The organism is Rhizobium sp. O111 (genome assembly GCF_055616315.1).
The window spans coordinates 566,385-585,338 of record NZ_JBSHXL010000002.1; the positions used below are offsets into that span (position 1 = coordinate 566,385).

The window sequence follows — 18,954 nt, forward strand, 5'->3', positions numbered from 1 at the left end:
TGTCCTATGCCGGAATCAAAGCGAAACAGTCCCCGGCAAACCGGCTCTATCCAGCAACAACAGTTTGTCTTAGCAAGCGATCAAATTCAACCTCAGGATTATGACGATAAGGTGATCTGTGGGCGAAAACCCCGAAGATACGCGCCATACGTGCGTTTCGCTCAATCTCTACCGCCGAAGCGGATCGGCCGGATTACGCGGTGGACGATCTTCAGCGTCCGGTCGGGCTGGATCATGTAGGTCTCCTCGACCTCCTGTCCGTACTGGTCGATGAAGCTGTGCGGGAAGGTCGAGCCGATCGGCGATTTTGTGAGCTTCGTCCGGGGCTGGCCACTATAGATGATGCTGCCTGGAATCGGCGTCAGGCCGGGTGCGGAATAGTTCTTGCCCGTCGTGCATCCTGCCATGAAAACCAGCGCGACAATTGCAACCACAGTCCGTTTCATCGCGCCCTCACATCTTCGCTTCGCTTGACCTGTGCATATATGGTCGCGGCTTGGAATGGACAGGCGGTGCTGGCTTATCCCGGATGTTTTTTGATGGCGGCGGCAGACACCGCCATCAAAAGCTGCTTGCGCCGCGCGCCTAAAGCAGCCCGCGTTTTGCCAGATTGGCCATCAGCGCGCCGATGCCGAAGGTCCAGGGGGTGCAGTCGTTCGAGCGTCGCACCGTGTTCACAAGCGAGCCGAGCCCGACCGACGAAATCTCCACGACATCGCCGATCTTGTGGGTAAAACCCTGGTTCGGCGCGTCGCGATCCTGCGTCGGGGCAAACAGCGTGCCGAGAAACAGCATGAAGCCATCGGGATACTGGTGATGCGCGCCGCAGGTCTGGCGCACGAGATCGGTCGGATCGCGGCTGATCTTCGACATCGAACTCTTGCCATGAAGCACGAAGCCGTCTTCGCCGGTTACCTTGAGGTCGAGTTCTGCGCTGCGCACCGCATCAAGATCGAAGCTGTCATCGAGCAGGCGGATGAAGGGGCCGATGGAGCAGGAGGCGTTGTTGTCCTTCGCCTTGCCAAGCAGCAACGCCGAGCGTCCCTCGACATCGCGCAGGTTCACGTCGTTGCCGAGCGCCGCGCCCTGGATTTCACCACGACTATTCACCGCGAGCACGATCTCCGGCTCCGGATTGTTCCAGGTCGAGACCGGATGCAAGCCGACATCGGCACCCCAGCCGACGGAGGAGAGCACCGGCGCCTTGGTGAAAACTTCCGCATCCGGGCCGATGCCGACCTCGAGATATTGCGACCACATCCCTTCCTCGATCAGCGCCTGCTTGACCGTGGCTGCTTCCGGAGACCCCGCCTTCAGATTGTTGAGGCTGCCACCGATCAGCGTGCTGACGCGTTCGCGGATCGCGGCCGCGCGGTCGGGATTGCCCGCCGCCTTCTCCTCGATCACCCGCTCGATCATCGATTGCGCGAAGGTGACGCCGCAGGCCTTGACCGCCTGCAGATCGACCGGCGCCAGCAGATAGGGGCGCGAGGCATCCGGTTTGTCGGTGCTGTTTGCGGCGATCTCCTCGAGCGTTCCAAGCGACTTGCCGTTCGCCGCGCGGACGAAGGCGACGAGATCAGGTCGCTCCAAGAGCGCGCTCATCGTGGCCACGTCCTTCGAGGTGATATCGATCACCTGTTGATCGCGGATCGTCACGAGGCTGGGGCCTTCGGCGGCAGGGTTCCAGGCACGGCCGACGAACAGGCCACCCGAGGCGGCGGCGTCGAGAAGGGTATAAGGCATGATAATGTTCCGTCACGCGAGCGATGGACGCGCTCTATGAGCCAGGGGATGCGCCGCCCTCCAACCCAGCGGCAGCAAAATCGATCATATTCGCCGACGCCGAGCAAGGCCGGAATGCTGGGGAATGATCGCCTATCCGCGAAAACGCTCATGGGCCGGCACCCGTCCAGACGCCGACCCATGATTGATGTCGTCGCTTAGTGGTTGTCGCGCGGGATACCCTTGGTCTGGGCGATCCGCTGATACTTCACCGCCGGCTCCAGCACCGCGCCGGTTTCCATCTGCCCGACATAGGAGCGCTGGATTTCCTGCCACGGCGTCTGGCTTTCTGGATAGACATAGCCGCCGGCGGCAACCAGTTCCGCGCGTCGCTTGGCGATTTCTTCGTCGCTGATCAGGATGTTGGCGGTTCCCTTCTTCAGGTCGATGCGCACCTGATCGCCCGTCTGCAGGATCGCAAGACCACCACCGGCGGCCGCTTCCGGCGAAGCGTTGAGGATCGAGGGCGACCCTGATGTGCCCGACTGGCGACCATCGCCGACGCAGGGGAGAGACGAGATGCCCTGCTTCAACAGATAGTCCGGCGCGCGCATGTTCACCACCTCGGCAGCGCCCGGGTAACCGATCGGGCCGGCGCCGCGCATGAAGAGGATGGTCGCGGCGTCGATCGCCAGCGACGGGTCGTCGATGCGGTGGTGATAATCCTCCGGCCCGTCGAAGACTACGGCGCGGCCGGTGAAGGCTTCCGGGTCCTCGGGATTGGAGAGATAGCGGTCGCGGAACTCCGGCGAGATAACGCTGGTCTTCATGATCGCAGAGGAGAAGAGATTGCCCTTCAGCACGCGGAAGCCGGCGCGCTCCTTCAGCGGCCGGTCGAACGGCCGGATGACCTTCTCATCCTCGATCATCGAGGCCGTGTAATTCTCGCCGACCGTCTTGCCGTTGACCGTCTTCGCGTTGGTGTCGAGGTGGCCATGCTTGATCAGCTCGCCCATGACGGCGGGGACGCCGCCGGCGTGGTAGTAATCCTCGCCGAGATATTCGCCCGCCGGCTGCAGGTTGACGAGCAGCGGGATTTCCTCGCCATGGGTCTGCCAGTCGTCGACCGAGAGCTCCACGCCGACATGGCGGGCAAGCGCGTTCAGATGGATCGGGGCGTTGGTCGAGCCGCCGATCGCCGAGTTGACCTTGATCGCGTTGATGAAGGCTTCCCTGGTCAGGATGTCGGATGGCTTCAGATCCTCGCGCACCATCTCGACGATGCGCAGGCCGGTCTCGTAGGAGATTTCCTGGCGGTCGCGATACGGGGCGGGGATGGCCGCAGCGCCCGGCAACTGCATGCCGAGTGCTTCGGCAAGCGAGTTCATCGTGGTCGCCGTGCCCATCGTGTTGCAGTAGCCGGTCGACGGGGCTGAGGAGGCGACGAGCTTGACGAAGCCCTGGTAGTCGATCTCGCCCCGCGCCATCATCTCGCGCGCCTTCCAGACGATCGTGCCCGAGCCCGTGCGCTCGCCGCGGAACCAGCCGTTCAACATAGGGCCGACGGACAACGCGATCGCAGGGATGTTCACGGTTGCCGCGGCCATGAGACAGGCCGGCGTGGTCTTGTCGCAGCCGATCGTCAGCACGACGCCATCGAGCGGATAGCCGTAGAGCACCTCGACAAGGCCGAGATAGGAAAGGTTGCGGTCGAGGCCCGCGGTCGGGCGCTTGCCGGTTTCCTGGATCGGATGCACCGGAAACTCGATGGCGATCCCGCCTGCATCGCGGATGCCTTCGCGCACGCGCTTGGCAAGCTCGATATGGTGGCGGTTGCACGGCGACAGGTCGGAGCCCGTCTGCGCGATGCCGATGATCGGCCGGCCCGATTGCAGCTCTTCCTGGCTGAGGCCGAAGTTCATGTAGCGCTCGAGGTAGAGCGCCGTCATGTCGGGATTGGCCAGATTGTCGAACCAGGCGCGGGAGCGAAGCTGCGGGCCCCCGGTCTTCTCGTCGATTGCGGTGTTGCTGGATGAGGGGGGTGTTTTCTCGACCACGATCATTTTCCTTGGTTTTGCTGCGGTATTGTCATGCGGTTAGCCGATCGGTACGTCCAAGTATCATCGGCAACATGGCGGATTGTCGGCGCGCGAAACGGCTGACGTCACTCCGGCAACGTTTACGGCGTTGTCTCCTCAGGCCGGAACGTATTGCGAGATGAAGCGCGCGTCGCGACGGAAATCGGATGGCGACATGCCGGCGATATGGCGGAAGGATTTGTTGAAGGCGCTGATCGAGCCAAATCCGCTATCCATCGCCACCTGCAGCACATTCGCCTCTTCGTTCATCAGCATCGCCTGCGCGCGAGACAGCCTGAGCAGGTTGACGTATTTGCTGAGCGTCATGCCCGTCGTCTTCTTGAAGAGGTTCATCGCGTATTTCGGATGCAGGTCCGCCGCCCGCGCGATATCGACCGAATCGATCTCGTGCAAAAAGTTCAGGGCGATGAAATCGCACATGCGCGCGACACTGCGCGAGGATTGCGGATAGGCCTGCTCGACATCATCCGTCGCCGACAAGCCGTTGGGCGCCAGCATCGAATAGGGCTCGAGCACGATGCGCTCGATGCGCAGAAGCATCTCCTCCACGGCATGTTGCGCCTTGGCGGCATCGCCGGATTTTGCGTAGGCCACCCAGCGCGGAAAGTTTTCGATGTCGGCGGCATCGGTGGCGGACGTGAAGAGAATCTCGCCCTTCATCAGCCGGCTCGAAATGTTGATCGGCACGCGCATGCGGAAGAAATAGACCAGCGGCAAATGCCCGCCGGCATAGATCGAATCATCGCTGCTCTCGTCCATCTGGTGCGGCTGCCCGCCCCAGAACAGGCACATGTCGCCGGTTTTCATGCTGATGTCGTGGCCGTTCATGCGGTAGTGCACCTCACCACGCATGATGTAGTTCAACTCCACCTGCACATGCCAATGCGGCATGAGCATTGGCGGCGGATGGTTGTGAAACATCTGGAGTGCCGTCGGCAATCCCTCGATGCTGCTCGCTCCCGGCTGATAGACAGCCCTCTGTTCAATCTTACTTTCCGCCAAATCCATATTCCCTTTTTAGGAGACAGCGGCTCCCTTGCGGTTAGTGTAGTCACGTTCGCTAAGGGACGGCAATTGAAAAGGGAGGATTTTCAATGCGCTTCAAACTTATCGGTGCAACCGCTGCTGTTGCACTTCTTGCATCCGGCTCCGCATTCGCGCAGTCCGCAAATCTCACCATCTGGAGCTGGAACGTCGCCGCATCGGCGTTGAAGTCCACGCTTGAGGGCTTCAACAAGCTCCACCCAGATATCAAGGTCACGGTGGAAGACCTTGGAAACCAACAGGTTTTCGACAAGATGCTTGCAGCATGTGCTGCCGGCGGCGAGGGCCTGCCTGACATCGTAACGGTCGAAAACTTCGAGGCCGAAATCTTCTGGAATCGATTCCCGGACTGCTTCGCCAACTTGAAGGACCTCGGCTATACGGCTGAAATTCAAGGAAAATTCCCTGAGTTCAAGCGCACCGAGCTTGAAGTGGGCGATGTCGCCTATGCCATGCCGTGGGATTCCGGCCCGGTCGCCGTCTTCTATCGTCGCGACTTCTACGAAAAGGCCGGCGTCGATCCGGCATCGATCAAGACCTGGGACGATTTCATCGCCGCCGGAAAGAAGATCTCGGCCGCCAATCCCGGCGTCGTCATGGCGCAGGCCGATTTCAACGGCGACAGCGAATGGTTCCGCATGATCTCCAACGAGCAGGGCTGCGGCTACTTCTCGACGGATGGTCAGAACATCACCATCAACCAGCCCGCCTGCGTCGCCACCCTTGAGAAGGTCAAGGAGATGAAGGACGCCGGTACGCTGACGGCCGCCATCTGGGACGAAAAGATCCAGGCCAACACAGCTGGCAAGGCCGCCAGCCAGATGTATGGCGGCTGGTACGAAGGCACCGTTCGCTCGGGCTCGCCCGATCTGTCGGGCAAGTGGGGCGTCTACATGATGCCGAGCCTGACGCCGGATGGGCCGCATGCGGCCAACCTCGGCGGCTCGTCGCTGGCGATCGCCGCCAACTCGGCCAACAAGGAAGCTGCCTGGACCTATGTCGACTACGCGCTCGGCACCAATGAGGGCCAGGTCGCGATGCTGAAGTCCTTCGGTCTCGTGCCGTCGCTGCTGTCGGCGGTGCAGGATCCGTTCGTCAACGAGGCGCAGCCCTATTGGGGTGGCCAGAAGGTCTGGGCCGATATTCTCTCGACCCTGCCGAAGATCAAGCCGAGCCGCGGCACGCAGTTCCAGACGGACGCCGACGCGATCTACAAGGCCACGCAGACCAAGTACTTCGCCGGCGGCTACCCCGATGCGAAGACGGCGCTCGACGATGCCGCCAAGCAGATCGAGACCGCTACCGGCCTTCCCATTGCGGAATGAGTGACGATGCCGGGCACCCCTTCGGTGCCCGGCTTCCATCTCTCGCTTCGACTTTGAGGAGAATGAAATGCCGATCCGGAACCGGAGCGCATATTTTTTTCTTGCGCCCTATCTGCTCGTCTTCGCCACTTTCTGGCTGTGGCCCATCATCAGTTCGTTTCTGATCTCGTTTCAGAACACGCGCGTAAATCCCTGGAAATTCAGCGCTTCCGTCAATTGGGGACGCCTGATCGGCGATCCCGCCTTCTATAATGCGCTCTACAACACGCTGATCATCCTGGTGATCCAAGTGCCCGTCATGATCGCGCTTGCGACGCTGATGGCAGTGCTTTTGAACTCGCCGCTCCTGAAGGCGCGCCCGCTCTATCGCTTTGCGTTCTTCGCGCCCGTGGTCGTCGGCGAGGTGGCCTATGCCGCCGTCTTCCGGCTGATGTTCAGCATCGATTTCGGCATCGTCAACAAGCTGATCACCTCGGTCGGCCTGTCTCCCGTTTCCTGGTTCGACAATGCCAATGCCGCGATGGCGCTCGTCATCATCGCCGTCACCTGGCGCTGGGCGGGCTACAACGCCATCATCCTGCTCGCGGGCCTGCAATCGATCCCCGACGATGTCTATGAGGCGGCGACGCTCGACAAGGTGTCGAAGACCAAGCAGTTCATCCACATCACCCTGCCGCTCTTGAAGCCGATCATCCTGTTCTGCGTCATCCTGTCGGTCATCGGCACGATGCAGCTCTTCGCCGAACCCTTCCTGATCACCAATCGCGGTGGTCCCGGCGGCGGCACCGAGACGCTCGGCCTGCTACTCTATCGCCAGGGCTTCCTCTCGCTGAACTTCGGCTACGCCTCTGCGATCGCCTACACCATGGCCATCCTCGCCATCACCATCTCGCTGCTCAATCTCTGGGTCGGGAGGGAACAGAAATGAAGTCCAAGTCCCAATCCAAGATGCTGCAGACCGTGCTGCTGCATGTCGTGCTGACGCCGCTTGCCATCGTCTGGCTGTTTCCGATCTGGATGATGTTCGTCTTTTCGACCATGCCCGACTACGGCATCTTCAGCCCCGACATCGTGCTCTGGCCGTCGACGAACTTCATCGAGAACTTCAAGAACCTGCAGGCCGATACAGACTTCGTCCGTGCCATGTTCATCTCGGTAGTGGTCGCCTCGGTCTATACCTTCCTGTCGGTCTTGCTGACGTCGATGGCCGGCTGGGCGCTGGCGCGCTACCGCTTCGTCGGAAAGTCGATGGTCGTCGCCATCATTCTCGGCACCATCACGCTGCCCTTCGCCGTCGTGGTCATCCCGCAGTTCATCATGGTGGCGCGCGAGTTCAAGCTCGCCAACACATGGGTGGCGCTGATCGTCCCGCCGCTGTTCAACTCGCTCGGCGTGTTGTTCATGCGCCAGGCCTTCTCGATGATGCCGGCTGAACTCTTCGATGCCGCGCGTGTCGAAGGCGTCAAGGAGCGGCAGATTTTCCTGCGCATCGCATTACCGCTGGCACGCCCGACGATGGCGGCGCTCGCAATCATCCTCTTCCTGGCGTCGTGGAACAACTACCTCTGGCCGCTGCTCATCAATTCCAAGCCTGGAATGATGACCGCGCCGGTGGCGCTCGGATCGCTGATCGGTCTCACCAAGGTTTCATGGGGCGGCATCATGGCCGGCGCCATGCTGCTCACCGCGCCGATCCTCGTGGTCTTCGTGTTCCTGCAACGTCACTTCATCGCCGGCATTTCGGCCGGCGCAGTCAAATAGTCGGGGAACGCCTGATGTCTGAACTTTCTTTGAAAAACGTGGTCAAGCGCTTCGGCGCGCTCGAGATCATCCATGGCGCCGATCTCGACGTGAAGGATGGCGAGTTCGTCGTCTTCGTCGGTCCGTCGGGCTGCGGCAAGTCCACGCTGCTGCGCATGATCGCCGGGCTGGAGGATATCTCCGGCGGCGAGATCAACATCGGCGGCAAGGTCGTCAACGACGTCGAGCCTGCCGACCGCGGCATCGCTATGGTCTTCCAGTCCTATGCGCTCTATCCGCACATGACGGTCGAGGAGAATCTGAGCTTCGGCCTGCGCATGAACGGCAATCCCAAGGCGGATACCGAAAAGCGCGTGAAGCACGCGGCCAACATCCTGCAGATCAACGAGCTGATGCAGCGGCGGCCAAAGCAGCTCTCCGGCGGCCAGCGCCAGCGCGTGGCGATCGGCCGCGCCATCGTGCGTGAGCCGCAAGTCTTCCTGTTCGACGAGCCGCTGTCCAACCTCGATGCGGAGCTGCGCGTGCAGATGCGCGTCGAGATCTCGCGGCTGCACAAGCAGCTTGGCACCACGATGATCTACGTCACCCACGACCAGACGGAGGCGATGACGCTCGCCGACAAGATCGTCGTGCTCCGGTCCGGCAACATCGAACAGGTGGGCGCGCCGCTCGATCTCTACGACGATCCCGCCAACCAGTTCGTCGCCGGCTTCGTCGGCTCACCGAAGATGAACTTCCTGAAGGCCAAGGTGGTGGAGACGGGTGGCGGAACGGTCACCGTCGCCATCGCCGGCGAGCCGAACGTGCGTCTGACGCTGCCGATCACCTCGGCGGTCGAGAAGGGGGCTGACGTCACCGTTGGCATCCGGCCGGAGCATTTCAGCGATGCCGGGCAGGGGGACACGGATCTCACCGTCTCCATCGACGTCGCCGAACACCTCGGCAACACCAGCTACATCTACGCCACCACGAAGGGCGGCGAGCAGATGATCATCGAGCGCCCGGAATCCCGCACCGCCGCCGAGCGCGACACGCTGACGGTCGGGCTCACCGCAAAACGCGTCTTCCTGTTCGACAGCGCTGGCAAACGCCTGCGCTAAACAATTCCATCCCAAGACTTGCAACTGACTGACATGAAAGAAGAGGACTTTCCCATGAGCTCAGATCAACCGATCCGCTGGGGTATCATCGGCCCGGGCACCATTGCGCGTACCTTCGCCGATGGCATCGCGCATTCGCGCACCGGCAAGCTCGTCGCCATCGCTACCCGCAACCCGGAAAAGCCGGGCCTCGCTGAAAACTTCCCTGGCGCCCGCATCGTCAAGGGCTATGAGGCGCTGCTTGGCGACAGCGAGATCGACGCCGTCTACATCGCCGTGCCGCACACCGGCCACGCCGAATGGGCGATCAAGGCGATCCGGGCAGGCAAGCACGTGCTGGTCGAAAAGCCGATCGCGCTGACGGCCTACGACGCCGACGCCATCTATCATGAGGCCAAGAAGGCCGGCGTGTTCGCGGGCGAGGCCTTCATGTATCGCGTCCATCCGCAGACGGCCAAGATCGTCGAGCTGGTAAAGTCCGGCGCCATCGGCGCGCTGCGCATCATCCGCACCAGCTTCGGCTTCAACATGGGCACGTTCCGGCCCGAACATCGCCTCTTCGCGAACGAGACCGCCGGCGGCGGCATTCTCGATGTTGGCGGCTATCCTGTTTCCATGGCGCGGCTGATCGCTGGGGCTGCCGAAGGCAAGCCGTTCCTCGAGCCGGAAAAGGTCGCGGGCGTCGGCCATCTCGGCCAGTCTGGCGTCGACGAGTGGGCGTCCGCCGTGCTGCAGTTCCCGGGCGGCGTCATCGCCGAAGTGTCGTGCTCGATCATGGCCAACCAGGACAACACGCTGCGCATCATCGGCTCGGAAGGCCGCATCGAGGTCAAGGACTTCTGGTTCGCCTCCGGCCATAAGGGCGGCGTTGGCAAGATCGAGCTCTTCAAGGGCAACGAGCAGCAGACGATTGAGGTCAAGGAAGATCGTTGGCTCTATTCGTTCGAAGTCGATGCGGCAGGCGATGCCATCCGTGCGGGCCAGCAGGAGTTCACCTCTCCCGGCATGGGCTCGGCCGATTCCGTCGGCAATCTGCGCGTGCTCGACCAGTGGCGCGCGTCGATCGGCCTGGAATACAGCGTAGAGAAGGCGGCAAAGCGGGTGACCAATCTTGCAGGCGGAAAGGTCACGCTTGGCAACAGCATTCCCAAGCGCGCCATCCCCGGCATTTCCAAGCCCGCCTCGGTCGTCACGCTCGGCTTCGAGTTCTTCCCGAACTTCGCCGCCGCCTCCCTGACGCTCGATGCCTTCTATGAAGCCGGCGGCAATGTCTTCGACACCGCCTTTGTCTATGGCGGTGGCAAGACGGAGAGCATCTTCGGCGACTGGCACACCAGCCGCAATGTCAACCGCGAGGAGATCGTGCTGATCGGCAAGGGCGCGCATTCGCCGCTGGTCTACCCCGATGTCATCGCCAAGCAGCTCGACCAGTCGCTCAACCGCCTGAAGGCCGACTATGTCGACATCTACTTCATGCACCGCGACAACACCGATGTGCCTGTTGGCGAGTTCGTCGATGCCATGGACGCAGAGGTGAAGCGCGGCCGCATCCGGGGCATCTTCGGCGGCTCCAACTGGACCCGCGAGCGCATGGACGAGGCGGCCGCCTATGCCGCGAAGAACGGCAAGCTGGCGCTGGCAGCGCTGTCGAACAACTATTCGCTGGCTGAAATGCTCGACCCGATCTGGGCCGGTTGCGTGACGTCATCGACCGACGAATGGAAGACGTGGCTCAATGAGCGGCAGGTGCCGAACTTCGCGTGGTCCAGCCAGGGCCGCGGCTTCTTCACCGACCGCGCCGGCCGCGACAAGCACGACGACGAGGAAATCGTTCGTTGCTGGTATTCCGACCGCAACTTCGTTCGCCGCGACCGCGCGATCGAGCTGGCCAACAAGCTTGGCCGCAGCCCGATCCACATCGCGCTCGCCTACGTCATCGCGCAGCCGTTCCCGGTCATTCCGCTGATCGGACCGCGCACGATCGCCGAGCTGGAAGACAGCCTTTCGGCGCTCGATATCAAGCTGACACCCGAGCAGGTGAAGTGGCTCGAGGCATAATCCATCGTCTTTCAGGATGATGTGAGAAAGCGGGAATTCGGGCTCCGGATTCCCGCTTTTTTTCTGGCGTTCGCCGCCATTCGACCTATATCGGTCTCAGCGCTCCGACGAAGGGTTGGAGCAGCGCTCGGATGAGCGCAATTTCGCGCGATCGGCCGCTTGGCGACACCGCGCTTAGGCATGAAAGATATAGGAGCATCCCATGAAACCGCTCTTTTCAATCGCAGCGCCCCTGGCGCTCGTGACGCAGCTGGCGTTGACGCCGATCGCGTTGGCGCAGGAGCCGGTGGTCGGTGTGTGGAAGACGCAGGTCGGAACGACGGCGACGATTTCGGAATGCGGCAACGGCTATTGCATCACCATGAAAACAGGCGATCATGCCGGCCAGAAGATCGGCTCGTTTGCCGGCGAGAACGGCAATTTCACCGGAACGATCATCGAGCCCGACAGCAAGAAGACGTTCGATGGCGTGCTGACCGTCTCCGGCGACACCGTGAAAATGCGCGGCTGCACGATGAAAGTCATCTGCCGCTCGCTGATCTGGACGCGCCTCTAAAATTAGCGGCGCAGCCCCTCGATGACGGCCTGATATTCGTGGGCGAGCGAGATTGCCGCTTTTGCAACCACGGGATTGATCGAATTCCGGTCAATCGCCTTTGAGCATGTCTCGAACAGCCCGCGCAGCTCGCATTCGATCTCGGACAGTTCAGGATATTGCTGCACAAGCACGTGCGGAAGCAGTTTTGCTTTCGTTTTCATGGATTTGGAACCGATCCGTATATCCGGCGACGCAATCATCGCGTTCAGGATGGCGGTTTCAAGCTGTCCGGTGGCACTCACGATGTCAGTGACCAAAGCCGTCATTCGTCCCTCCAAGCAAAGAACCCGAAGATGACGATGCATATCTCGTGCCAAGCGCAATTTGTCGGTCGGCCCGCGCCGGCCGCATGAAATCTTCTGTGATGGCCCGGCGCGCCGGCCATCGAAATTTACCATCAGAATAAATTGGCATTCCCGAATCGAGATTTCTGTCTATATCCATTAGACAATTAGCAAATACTTTTTTACGTTGTGATTCTGGGCAGAGGGGACAAGTCCATTATCAATCGTTGGCGCCTATACCGTCATCGCAAGACTGGCCAAGGCGAGCATATCGCCGGGGCGAATGCCCTCCGTTGCTTCCAAATTCCGCTGGCACTCCTGCTCTGCACCGCCGCCTTCGCTGTGCCGGTCCATTCGCGGGCACAAGAGCGCGTCCCGTACGACGTTGCGCCGGGCACCACGATTTCGGGTGGGGCAGGGGGCGCGGGTGGTGCGGCTTCAGGCTCGCCGGGATCCACCGGCGGCGCCGGCGGTGCGGGCGGCCCTGGGTTCCTCGCAACTGTCCCGACCGCGATCACGATCGGCACAGGCGCGACGATCACCGGCGGCGCTGGCGGCGCCGGTGGGTCGGGCGGCCTCTTTGGCACGGCAGGAGCGGCGGGCGCCGGTGGGGCCGGCATTATCGGCCGGGACCTGTCGATCATCAACGGTGGTGCGATCAGTGGCGGCTTGAGCGGTGATGGCGCCACGCGCGCGGACGGCTTGCAGACCGGCGGCTCGACCTTTCTCGGATTTTCGACCGGCGCGACGCTGCTTGGCGGCATCCTGATTTCAGACGGCGAGTTGGCCGTCGGCGCAAGCAACACGAACATATCGGGCGCGATCAGGGGCAGCGGCGCGCTGACGCTGCAAAGCGGCGTCCTTACCCTTGGCGGAACGAACAGCTACAGCGGAGATACGACGATCAAATCCGCCGCCACCTTGCAGGCGGGTGCGGACAATGTGCTGTCTCCAACGAGCGGCTTTGTCGTCAACGGAAGCCTTGACCTCGTGGGACATGTGGCGACGATCGGCTCGCTCGCGGGCGCCGGAGACGTTGGAACGTCGGGCGGTGCGGCGACGCTGACCATCGATACGGCGGCGTGGCGGCAAGTCGCGTTTATGGGCAGCTTCTCCGCCGGTCCGCTTGGTATCGTCAAGACCGGCGCCGGGACACAGATCTTTTCGGGAACGGCGGCCTACACCGGCGCGACAATCGTCAATGGCGGTACCCTCGCCATCAACGGCATGGACCTGTCGAGTTCCAGCTCGCTGACGGTCAATTCCAGCGGCACGATCGCCGGCTATGACAGCACCTTGCCGTCGACGACGGTAAACGCGGGTGGCTTCATCTCGCCCGGCAGCACCGGTCACGAGATCGGCGTGCTCTCCATCGCGGGCAATCTGCTGCTGGCGCCCGGCTCGACATATCGCGCGGACATCGGCTATGCAGGCCTTGTGGGGACTAGCGATCTTCTCGATGTCACGGGCGTGGCCACGATCGGCGGCTCGTCCCTTGATCTCGTCGGCTCGTTCTTTCGTCCGGCCCGCTATACGCTGATCACGGCCACCGGCGGCGTCAGCGGTCTCTTCGCCAACACGCCGCAGCAGCTGCCGCTGGCCGATCTGGCTTTCGCCTACGATGCCTCCAGCGGCTATCTCGACGTAACCTATAACGGCCAGCCCATCACATCCGCGATCGCGGCGCGAAGCTTCGCGCGGATCGGGACGGGAACCGGCGTGCAGTCACTGGGCTCGGGCAATCCCGTTTTCGACGCCATCGTGGGGCAGGTCTCAACGATAGCCATCGACACGGCCCTCGACCAGCTCTCCGGCCAGAGCTACGCATCCATCCGCTCCTCGATGATCGACGACAGCCGCTTCATCAGGGACACGCTCAACGACCGTCTCTATGGAACGGCGCGGAGCGAGGAGCCCACAAACGGCTTCTGGCTTCAAGGCGTGGGCTCATGGGCCACCCGCGACGCAACCTCGGAAGCATCCGCTCTTGACCGCTCCATCGGCGGCTTCTTCCTCGGCGGTGACGGTGAAATGAGCGATACCGTCAGGATCGGCCTCGCCGGCGGCTACAGCCGATCTGCTTTCGACGATTATGGTCGCGGCACCCGCGCCAACAGCGACGACTGGTACATCGCGGCCTACGCCGGAGCGGACTTCGGCCAGGTCAGGGTTAGAGGCGGCGTTGCCTACACCTGGCACGACCTCGATACGACCCGCAACGTCGTCTTCCCCGGGTTCAACGAAAGGCTCTCCGCCGATTATTCGGCGGCCACCGCCCAGATCTTCGGCGAGGCCGTATACGCGATAGACCTCGGCCAGGCAACGCTGGAACCATTCGCCGGCGCCGCCTATGTCAACGTGCGCTCCAATGGCTTCACTGAAACCGGCGGGGATGCAGCGCTGGAGGTGGATGATGGCAACGACAATGTCGGGCTCACCACCTTGGGGCTGCGAACGATGTCCGCCTTTTCCATCGAGGACGTCACCGTCGAAGCCAGAGGAATGATCGGCTGGCGCTATGCGTTCGGCGACCTCGCGCCGGTCGAGGTCGTGGCCTTTTCCGGCGGCTCGTCCTTCGGCGTGACCGGGCTCACAGCAACCAGGAATGCAGCGCTCATCGAGCTCGGCTTTGATGCGCTGGTTTCGGACAATACGAGACTTGGCCTGTCATACAATGCGGCCTTGTCGCGGGATGCTGTCGATCAGGGTGTGAATGCACGGCTGATGGTGACGTTCTGATAATCTGAGAGTTCCGCTCCCGCATGCCCTCTCTCAAAGATCATCGACATAGCCGACCCTCCGACGCTGGTCGGATGGTTTATCCGAGGAGCTCGTATTGCTTCGCGATCTCAGCAGTGGTCTTTTCGAGGCCAGGGTAGATTGTGCTGGACTTGATGTTTAGCTTGGCCAACTGCTCAAGGATCGACTGCTTGTTTCTCACCGTGACGCGCCTGATGTTAAGCCCGCTGTGCCCGGTCTCAGGAAGGACAGCGTCTTTACCAAAGATGAGAAAGGCGCCCGATTGTGACATGATGCGCTCATGTGTGCTTCGGGCGCGAACGAATTGAATGCTCTCCAGATCGCTTGGCACTATGCGGGCCTCGAAATACGGCTTCTCACGTCTGATGAAGTGCAGCAGCCTCCCGCACTCAGGTAGTCGGTTGAACGCCTCGAGGGACCGGCCGGTGTCCAAGCGATCTTTCGCCTGCTCCTCGAGCATCGCGAGGTTTGCGATGCAGCTAACAGTGTCGGACTCGAAGAAGCGAACTTGCTCCTTTGGCGTCGTTAGGATGATGACCTCGCCGTCGATTTCGTGATTGGATTGGTCGAATTTGGCCGTGGAGCAGCAAAAATAGAGCCCCACGAGCGGATTCGACGTCACGTCGAGCAGTCGTGTTGGCAGTCCAAAATGCTGCATACGGACAAGTCGATCCAGCATATACGCGTCACTGCTGAACGCAGAGGACTGGGCGCTCAAGAGTTCCAGTATCATGCGCGCTTCGTTCTGAAGATATTTATACTCGCCCGAGGCCGTCTTCCGATAGAGGGATGGTTCGAGCTTGTAGCGTGATTCCGAGTGGCCCCGATAGAAAACTTCGTGATCAGGAGGCACCTGCAACGTCATCACGACCTGCATGAACTGTTCAAGGTTCTCGACAACGGTGGATGCTGGCCTTGGCTCCACTGGCAACGGTGGAGCTGGGTTCAAATGCACTGCGAGGCTCGGCGCCGGTGCAGGCCAATCTTCATTTTGATTGAGAAGATCAGCTGCCCGCAGCGCGCCGACAACATCATGGCTCTTGACTGCCCAATGGCTTCGATGGATCTCGAGCTTTCCCATACCGAAGGCGTTCTCGAACGGCTTGAGATCGGGAACTGTCCGAGGACCGAAATCACGCTCAACCACGAAGGAATACCGGATCTCGGTGCTCTCGATGGACAAGGCGAAAACCCGACCGATCTTTACCCAAACTGTTCCGCCCGGCTTCTGTCGGTCCGACTGAAGTTCGGTCATGAATACCGTTGGGAGACCCGCGAGGCGCGCCAACGAGGAAGGGACCACGGGTGTGAACTGCCCCTCTATGTCGGGAATCGTATACTCAAACAGGCGCGCCAGGGGAAAGGTTGCCGTGCGGATCGCATTGAGCGGCACCTGCCAGTCAGACCCGTCGTACAACATTATGAGGTTGAACAAGGCGTCAATTCCTTTCGGGGCGGTCGTCGACCGATAACATCGGATACGTGGGCACTATAGGCAGCATGAGGAGAACGACCATTATCTCGCAACCAACAGGCCCCATGGGTTGAGGGCCCAATGCCAAATCGCCGCGCCCACAATCGCCGGTATCTCTCCGCTCGAGATTGGGGAGGGCCTGCTTCTCGTAATGCAGTCGTTCTGTTGACGTTGGCAGGCATAGCATAAATTGCAAGCAATTTTGAATGCACGCGCTCTTATCCTTTGGGCGGCGGGCGGCTAGCTGTCGTCAACCGGCGTTGGACTAAAGCATCTAATGCGGCAATTGAGTCAGTAAATAACTATTTAGATACAAAATATCATGATTTAAAAACAATCAGATATTCTGAATTCGAGCGATCCAGTCGGGTCGTCCGATCTTGACAGCCTATCGCTTTCGCTGTCTGTCTTGTCACGAGGAGTGCGGTGAGGCCTGATAGACTTGGGCTTCACACCGCAAGTGAGGAGGACTCGTTTCTATGTTGAGATTTGCCGTTGTCGGGATCGACCATGGGCATACCTTCGATCACGTGAAGGGGTTGCTCGCCGCCGGCGCCGAATTCGTCGGCTACTGCCCGAAGACATCCGTTCCCGCCATTCGCGAGATGTTCGAAAAGACCTATCCCGATGCGCCGCAGATCGACCGGGATCAGTTGCTCGCCGATCCCTCGATTGACGTGATCTGCATCGCGGCCATCCCTGCGGACCGCGCCGATCTCGCCATCCGCGCCATGAAATCAGGCAAGGACGTGATGACGGACAAGCCCGGCGTGACGACATCGGCGCAGTTGCAGGCGGTGAAGGACACGGTGGCCGAGACGGGGCGCATCTTCTCGATCTGCTTTTCCGAACGCCACTGCGTGCGATCCGCCGTCAAGGCCGGCAAGCTTGTCGAAGCGGGCGCCATCGGCACGGTCATCCAGACGCTCGGCATGGGACCACACCGGCTGCAGCTGCCGACGCGGCCCGATTGGTTCTTCGACCCGGAGAAATTCGGCGGCATCATCGTCGATATCGCCTCGCATCAGGTCGACCAGTTTCTGTTCTACACCGGCTCGACATCGGCCACGGTCGCCGCAAGCTCGGTCGGCAATTTTGGCATGCCCGACCGACCGGCTTTCCAGGATTTTGGCGAGGTGCTTCTGCGCTCCGACAAGGGCTCCGGCTACATCCGCGTCGATTGGTTCACGCCCGAGGCCTTGCCGACATGGGGCGACGGTCGTCTGACGATTCTCGGGACCGAAGGCTATATCGAGCTGCGCAAGTATATCGACATCACCGGCCGTCCCGGCAAGGATCACCTCTTCCTCGTCAACGGCAAGGAGATGACCCACATCGATTGCAGCGACGAGAAGCTCGATTATTTCGAGGCGTTCCTGGCCGACGTTCGCGACCGCACGGAGACGGCGATGCCGCAGGCGCATGTCTACGAGGTCTGCCGCCTGTCGCTCGAGGCGCAGGCAAATGCGGTGAGGATCGGCCAAGGTCAAGCTCCGGTCGGAGGACGCTGAGATGAGCAGGAAGTGTCGCGTCGGCGTGATCGGCGCCGGCATCGCCGCGCGCCATTTGTCCGGCTTCGGCTGGAACAAGGAGCTGTTCGAGGTCGTGGTTCTGTGCTCGCTCGATGCCGATCGCGGCAAGGCGCTGTGCGAGGAGTTCGGCATCCCAGAGTACACACAGGATGCCGATGCGATGATCGCCCGCGCCGATCTCGACATCATCGACATCTGCACGCCGCCAAGCTCCCATTTCGATCTCTGCCGCAGGGCGATCGAGGCGGGCAAGCATGTGATCTGCGAAAAGCCGCTGTTCGGCTCGATCGCCGAAGTGGACGAGATGGCCGGCATCGTCGCCAAGGCGAACGGCCCGAAGCTGATGCCGATCTTCCAGTATCGCTATGGCTCCGGCCTTCAGAAGCTGAAGATGCTGATCGAGCTCGGGCTGACCGGCGAAGCATTCCTGACGACGATCGAGACCCATTGGTGGCGCGGGCCCAATTATTACGCGGTGCCCTGGCGCGGCAAATGGGCGACCGAGCTCGGCGGCGGTCTGCTCGGCCACGCCATCCATGCCCATGACATGCTGAACTACATCCACGGCCCCTGCGCCGAGCTCTTCTCCTTCGGCGCCACATTGGTCAATCCGATCGAGGTCGAGGATACGGCGGCATTGTCGGTGAAGATGAAGAACGGATCGCTTGCCAGCCTGTCGATGACGCTCGGCTCGCGCGAGGAGATCTCGCGCCTGCGCTTCTGCTTCCGCGACCTGGTGGCGGAAAGCATCATCGAGCCCTACACGATGGGCCGCGATCCCTGGACCTTCAAGGCGGGCAACGAGGAGCACCAGCGGAAGGTGGACGCGGCGCTCGCCCGCTACGAGGCCAAGGAGGACGGCTATACACGCCAGTTCGAGCTCTTCCATCAGGCTCTGGTCCGCAACGAGGAGCCGCCGGTGACGCTCGCCGACGCGCGCAATTCTCTGGAACTGGTCACCGCCGCCTACCACTCGCAACGCACCGGGCTTCCGACATCCCTGCCGATCCTTCCCGACCACCCGCTCTACCGCTCCTGGCTGCCGGAAGACGCCCGTTAGCAAGGAGAGATGATCGAGACCAAGCTTAACCGATAATATTGAGACGGGGACGATGAAAGTCGTGCCGAAGTAGCGACTTGCTAAGCTCCATTTGTCAGCCTCGTTTCCATTGATTTTCATAATCCGTTGTTCGA

The 18,954-nt window shown here is 61.4% G+C and carries 15 protein-coding genes; 9 read left to right on the plus strand and 6 right to left on the minus strand.

What is annotated here, in order from left to right:
- Window positions 1–161 precede the first annotated feature (161 nt).
- From ACVTFQ_RS22150 to ACVTFQ_RS22165, 4 genes are all read right to left on the minus strand, one after another.
- A complete protein-coding gene (locus tag ACVTFQ_RS22150) occupies window positions 162–407 on the minus strand; it encodes a hypothetical protein (RefSeq protein WP_409527904.1) in 246 nt (81 codons plus the stop codon).
- A 178-nt stretch (window positions 408–585) separates the two neighbouring features.
- On the minus strand, window positions 586–1,746 hold the full coding sequence (locus ACVTFQ_RS22155; protein WP_113176687.1) for a fumarylacetoacetate hydrolase family protein: 1,161 nt from the start codon (window positions 1,744–1,746) through the stop codon (window positions 586–588).
- Between the two features lie 197 nt (window positions 1,747–1,943).
- On the minus strand, window positions 1,944–3,788 hold the full coding sequence (locus ACVTFQ_RS22160; RefSeq protein ID WP_470424005.1) for an IlvD/Edd family dehydratase: 1,845 nt from the start codon (window positions 3,786–3,788) through the stop codon (window positions 1,944–1,946).
- A 132-nt stretch (window positions 3,789–3,920) separates the two neighbouring features.
- A complete protein-coding gene (locus ACVTFQ_RS22165; RefSeq protein WP_112435663.1) occupies window positions 3,921–4,832 on the minus strand; it encodes a helix-turn-helix domain-containing protein in 912 nt (303 codons plus the stop codon).
- Window positions 4,833–4,918: 86 nt separating this feature from the next.
- Here ACVTFQ_RS22165 and ACVTFQ_RS22170 point away from each other — a divergent pair, with 86 nt between their 5' ends.
- The 6 genes from ACVTFQ_RS22170 to ACVTFQ_RS22195 all read left to right on the plus strand — a co-directional run bounded on the left by ACVTFQ_RS22170 (window position 4,919) and on the right by ACVTFQ_RS22195 (window position 11,668).
- Window positions 4,919–6,193: an extracellular solute-binding protein gene (locus ACVTFQ_RS22170; RefSeq protein WP_112435662.1), complete on the plus strand. Its 1,275-nt coding sequence runs from the start codon at window positions 4,919–4,921 to the stop codon at window positions 6,191–6,193.
- A gap of 67 nt (window positions 6,194–6,260) precedes the next feature.
- Window positions 6,261–7,121 (plus strand): carbohydrate ABC transporter permease, encoded by an 861-nt coding sequence (locus ACVTFQ_RS22175; protein ID WP_018901637.1) that lies wholly within the window; start codon window positions 6,261–6,263, stop codon window positions 7,119–7,121.
- Entirely contained in the window at window positions 7,118–7,954 is an 837-nt protein-coding gene (locus ACVTFQ_RS22180) for a carbohydrate ABC transporter permease (protein ID WP_112435661.1), read from the plus strand. Before ACVTFQ_RS22175 ends, ACVTFQ_RS22180 begins: the two co-directional genes overlap by 4 nt.
- Before the next feature lie 14 nt (window positions 7,955–7,968).
- Window positions 7,969–9,054 (plus strand): sn-glycerol-3-phosphate ABC transporter ATP-binding protein UgpC, encoded by a 1,086-nt coding sequence (locus ACVTFQ_RS22185; RefSeq protein ID WP_113176688.1) that lies wholly within the window; start codon window positions 7,969–7,971, stop codon window positions 9,052–9,054.
- A gap of 54 nt (window positions 9,055–9,108) precedes the next feature.
- The gene (locus ACVTFQ_RS22190; RefSeq protein ID WP_113176732.1) at window positions 9,109–11,112 is read left to right on the plus strand and encodes an aldo/keto reductase; all 2,004 of its coding nucleotides are present in this window, start codon (window positions 9,109–9,111) and stop codon (window positions 11,110–11,112) included.
- Window positions 11,113–11,314: 202 nt separating this feature from the next.
- Window positions 11,315–11,668, plus strand: coding sequence for a DUF2147 domain-containing protein (locus ACVTFQ_RS22195; protein WP_470424006.1), 354 nt, complete (start codon window positions 11,315–11,317; stop codon window positions 11,666–11,668).
- A gap of 2 nt (window positions 11,669–11,670) precedes the next feature.
- On the opposite strand, the gene ACVTFQ_RS22200 is transcribed toward ACVTFQ_RS22195, so the two are convergent.
- Window positions 11,671–11,976 (minus strand): hypothetical protein, encoded by a 306-nt coding sequence (locus tag ACVTFQ_RS22200; RefSeq protein ID WP_113176689.1) that lies wholly within the window; start codon window positions 11,974–11,976, stop codon window positions 11,671–11,673.
- A 360-nt stretch (window positions 11,977–12,336) separates the two neighbouring features.
- On the opposite strand from ACVTFQ_RS22200, the gene ACVTFQ_RS22205 reads away from it, so the two are divergent.
- Window positions 12,337–14,733: an autotransporter domain-containing protein gene (locus tag ACVTFQ_RS22205; protein WP_162741336.1), complete on the plus strand. Its 2,397-nt coding sequence runs from the start codon at window positions 12,337–12,339 to the stop codon at window positions 14,731–14,733.
- A gap of 79 nt (window positions 14,734–14,812) precedes the next feature.
- Here the strand turns inward: ACVTFQ_RS22205 and ACVTFQ_RS22210 are convergent, their stop codons facing one another.
- Window positions 14,813–16,189 carry an FRG domain-containing protein gene (locus tag ACVTFQ_RS22210; protein ID WP_470424007.1) on the minus strand — a complete coding sequence of 459 codons (1,377 nt, stop codon included), beginning with the start codon at window positions 16,187–16,189 and terminating at the stop codon, window positions 14,813–14,815.
- 518 nt (window positions 16,190–16,707) lie between these two features.
- Between ACVTFQ_RS22210 and ACVTFQ_RS22215 the strand changes: the two genes are divergently transcribed.
- Together ACVTFQ_RS22215 and ACVTFQ_RS22220 are read left to right on the plus strand one after the other, a co-directional pair.
- Complete coding sequence (locus ACVTFQ_RS22215; protein ID WP_113176691.1) at window positions 16,708–17,739, plus strand: Gfo/Idh/MocA family protein; 1,032 nt, start codon at window positions 16,708–16,710, stop codon at window positions 17,737–17,739.
- 1 nt (window position 17,740) lies between these two features.
- Window positions 17,741–18,820 carry a Gfo/Idh/MocA family protein gene (locus tag ACVTFQ_RS22220; RefSeq protein ID WP_113176692.1) on the plus strand — a complete coding sequence of 360 codons (1,080 nt, stop codon included), beginning with the start codon at window positions 17,741–17,743 and terminating at the stop codon, window positions 18,818–18,820.
- The last annotated feature ends 134 nt before the right edge of the window (window positions 18,821–18,954 follow it).

What these genes read in the sequence shown, in the direction of transcription:
- ACVTFQ_RS22150 (WP_409527904.1), bottom strand. Translation starts at nt 407, where the DNA reads ATGGCAGGATGCACGACGGGCAAGAACTATTCCGCACCCGGCCTGACG.
- ACVTFQ_RS22155 (WP_113176687.1), bottom strand. Translation starts at nt 1,746, where the DNA reads ATGCCTTATACCCTTCTCGACGCCGCCGCCTCGGGTGGCCTGTTCGTC.
- ACVTFQ_RS22160 (WP_470424005.1), bottom strand. Translation starts at nt 3,788, where the DNA reads ATGATCGTGGTCGAGAAAACACCCCCCTCATCCAGCAACACCGCAATC.
- ACVTFQ_RS22165 (WP_112435663.1), bottom strand. Translation starts at nt 4,832, where the DNA reads ATGGATTTGGCGGAAAGTAAGATTGAACAGAGGGCTGTCTATCAGCCG.
- ACVTFQ_RS22170 (WP_112435662.1), top strand. Translation starts at nt 4,919, where the DNA reads ATGCGCTTCAAACTTATCGGTGCAACCGCTGCTGTTGCACTTCTTGCA.
- ACVTFQ_RS22175 (WP_018901637.1), top strand. Translation starts at nt 6,261, where the DNA reads ATGCCGATCCGGAACCGGAGCGCATATTTTTTTCTTGCGCCCTATCTG.
- ACVTFQ_RS22180 (WP_112435661.1), top strand. Translation starts at nt 7,118, where the DNA reads ATGAAGTCCAAGTCCCAATCCAAGATGCTGCAGACCGTGCTGCTGCAT.
- ACVTFQ_RS22185 (WP_113176688.1), top strand. Translation starts at nt 7,969, where the DNA reads ATGTCTGAACTTTCTTTGAAAAACGTGGTCAAGCGCTTCGGCGCGCTC.
- ACVTFQ_RS22190 (WP_113176732.1), top strand. Translation starts at nt 9,109, where the DNA reads ATGAGCTCAGATCAACCGATCCGCTGGGGTATCATCGGCCCGGGCACC.
- ACVTFQ_RS22195 (WP_470424006.1), top strand. Translation starts at nt 11,315, where the DNA reads ATGAAACCGCTCTTTTCAATCGCAGCGCCCCTGGCGCTCGTGACGCAG.
- ACVTFQ_RS22200 (WP_113176689.1), bottom strand. Translation starts at nt 11,976, where the DNA reads ATGACGGCTTTGGTCACTGACATCGTGAGTGCCACCGGACAGCTTGAA.
- ACVTFQ_RS22215 (WP_113176691.1), top strand. Translation starts at nt 16,708, where the DNA reads ATGTTGAGATTTGCCGTTGTCGGGATCGACCATGGGCATACCTTCGAT.
- ACVTFQ_RS22220 (WP_113176692.1), top strand. Translation starts at nt 17,741, where the DNA reads ATGAGCAGGAAGTGTCGCGTCGGCGTGATCGGCGCCGGCATCGCCGCG.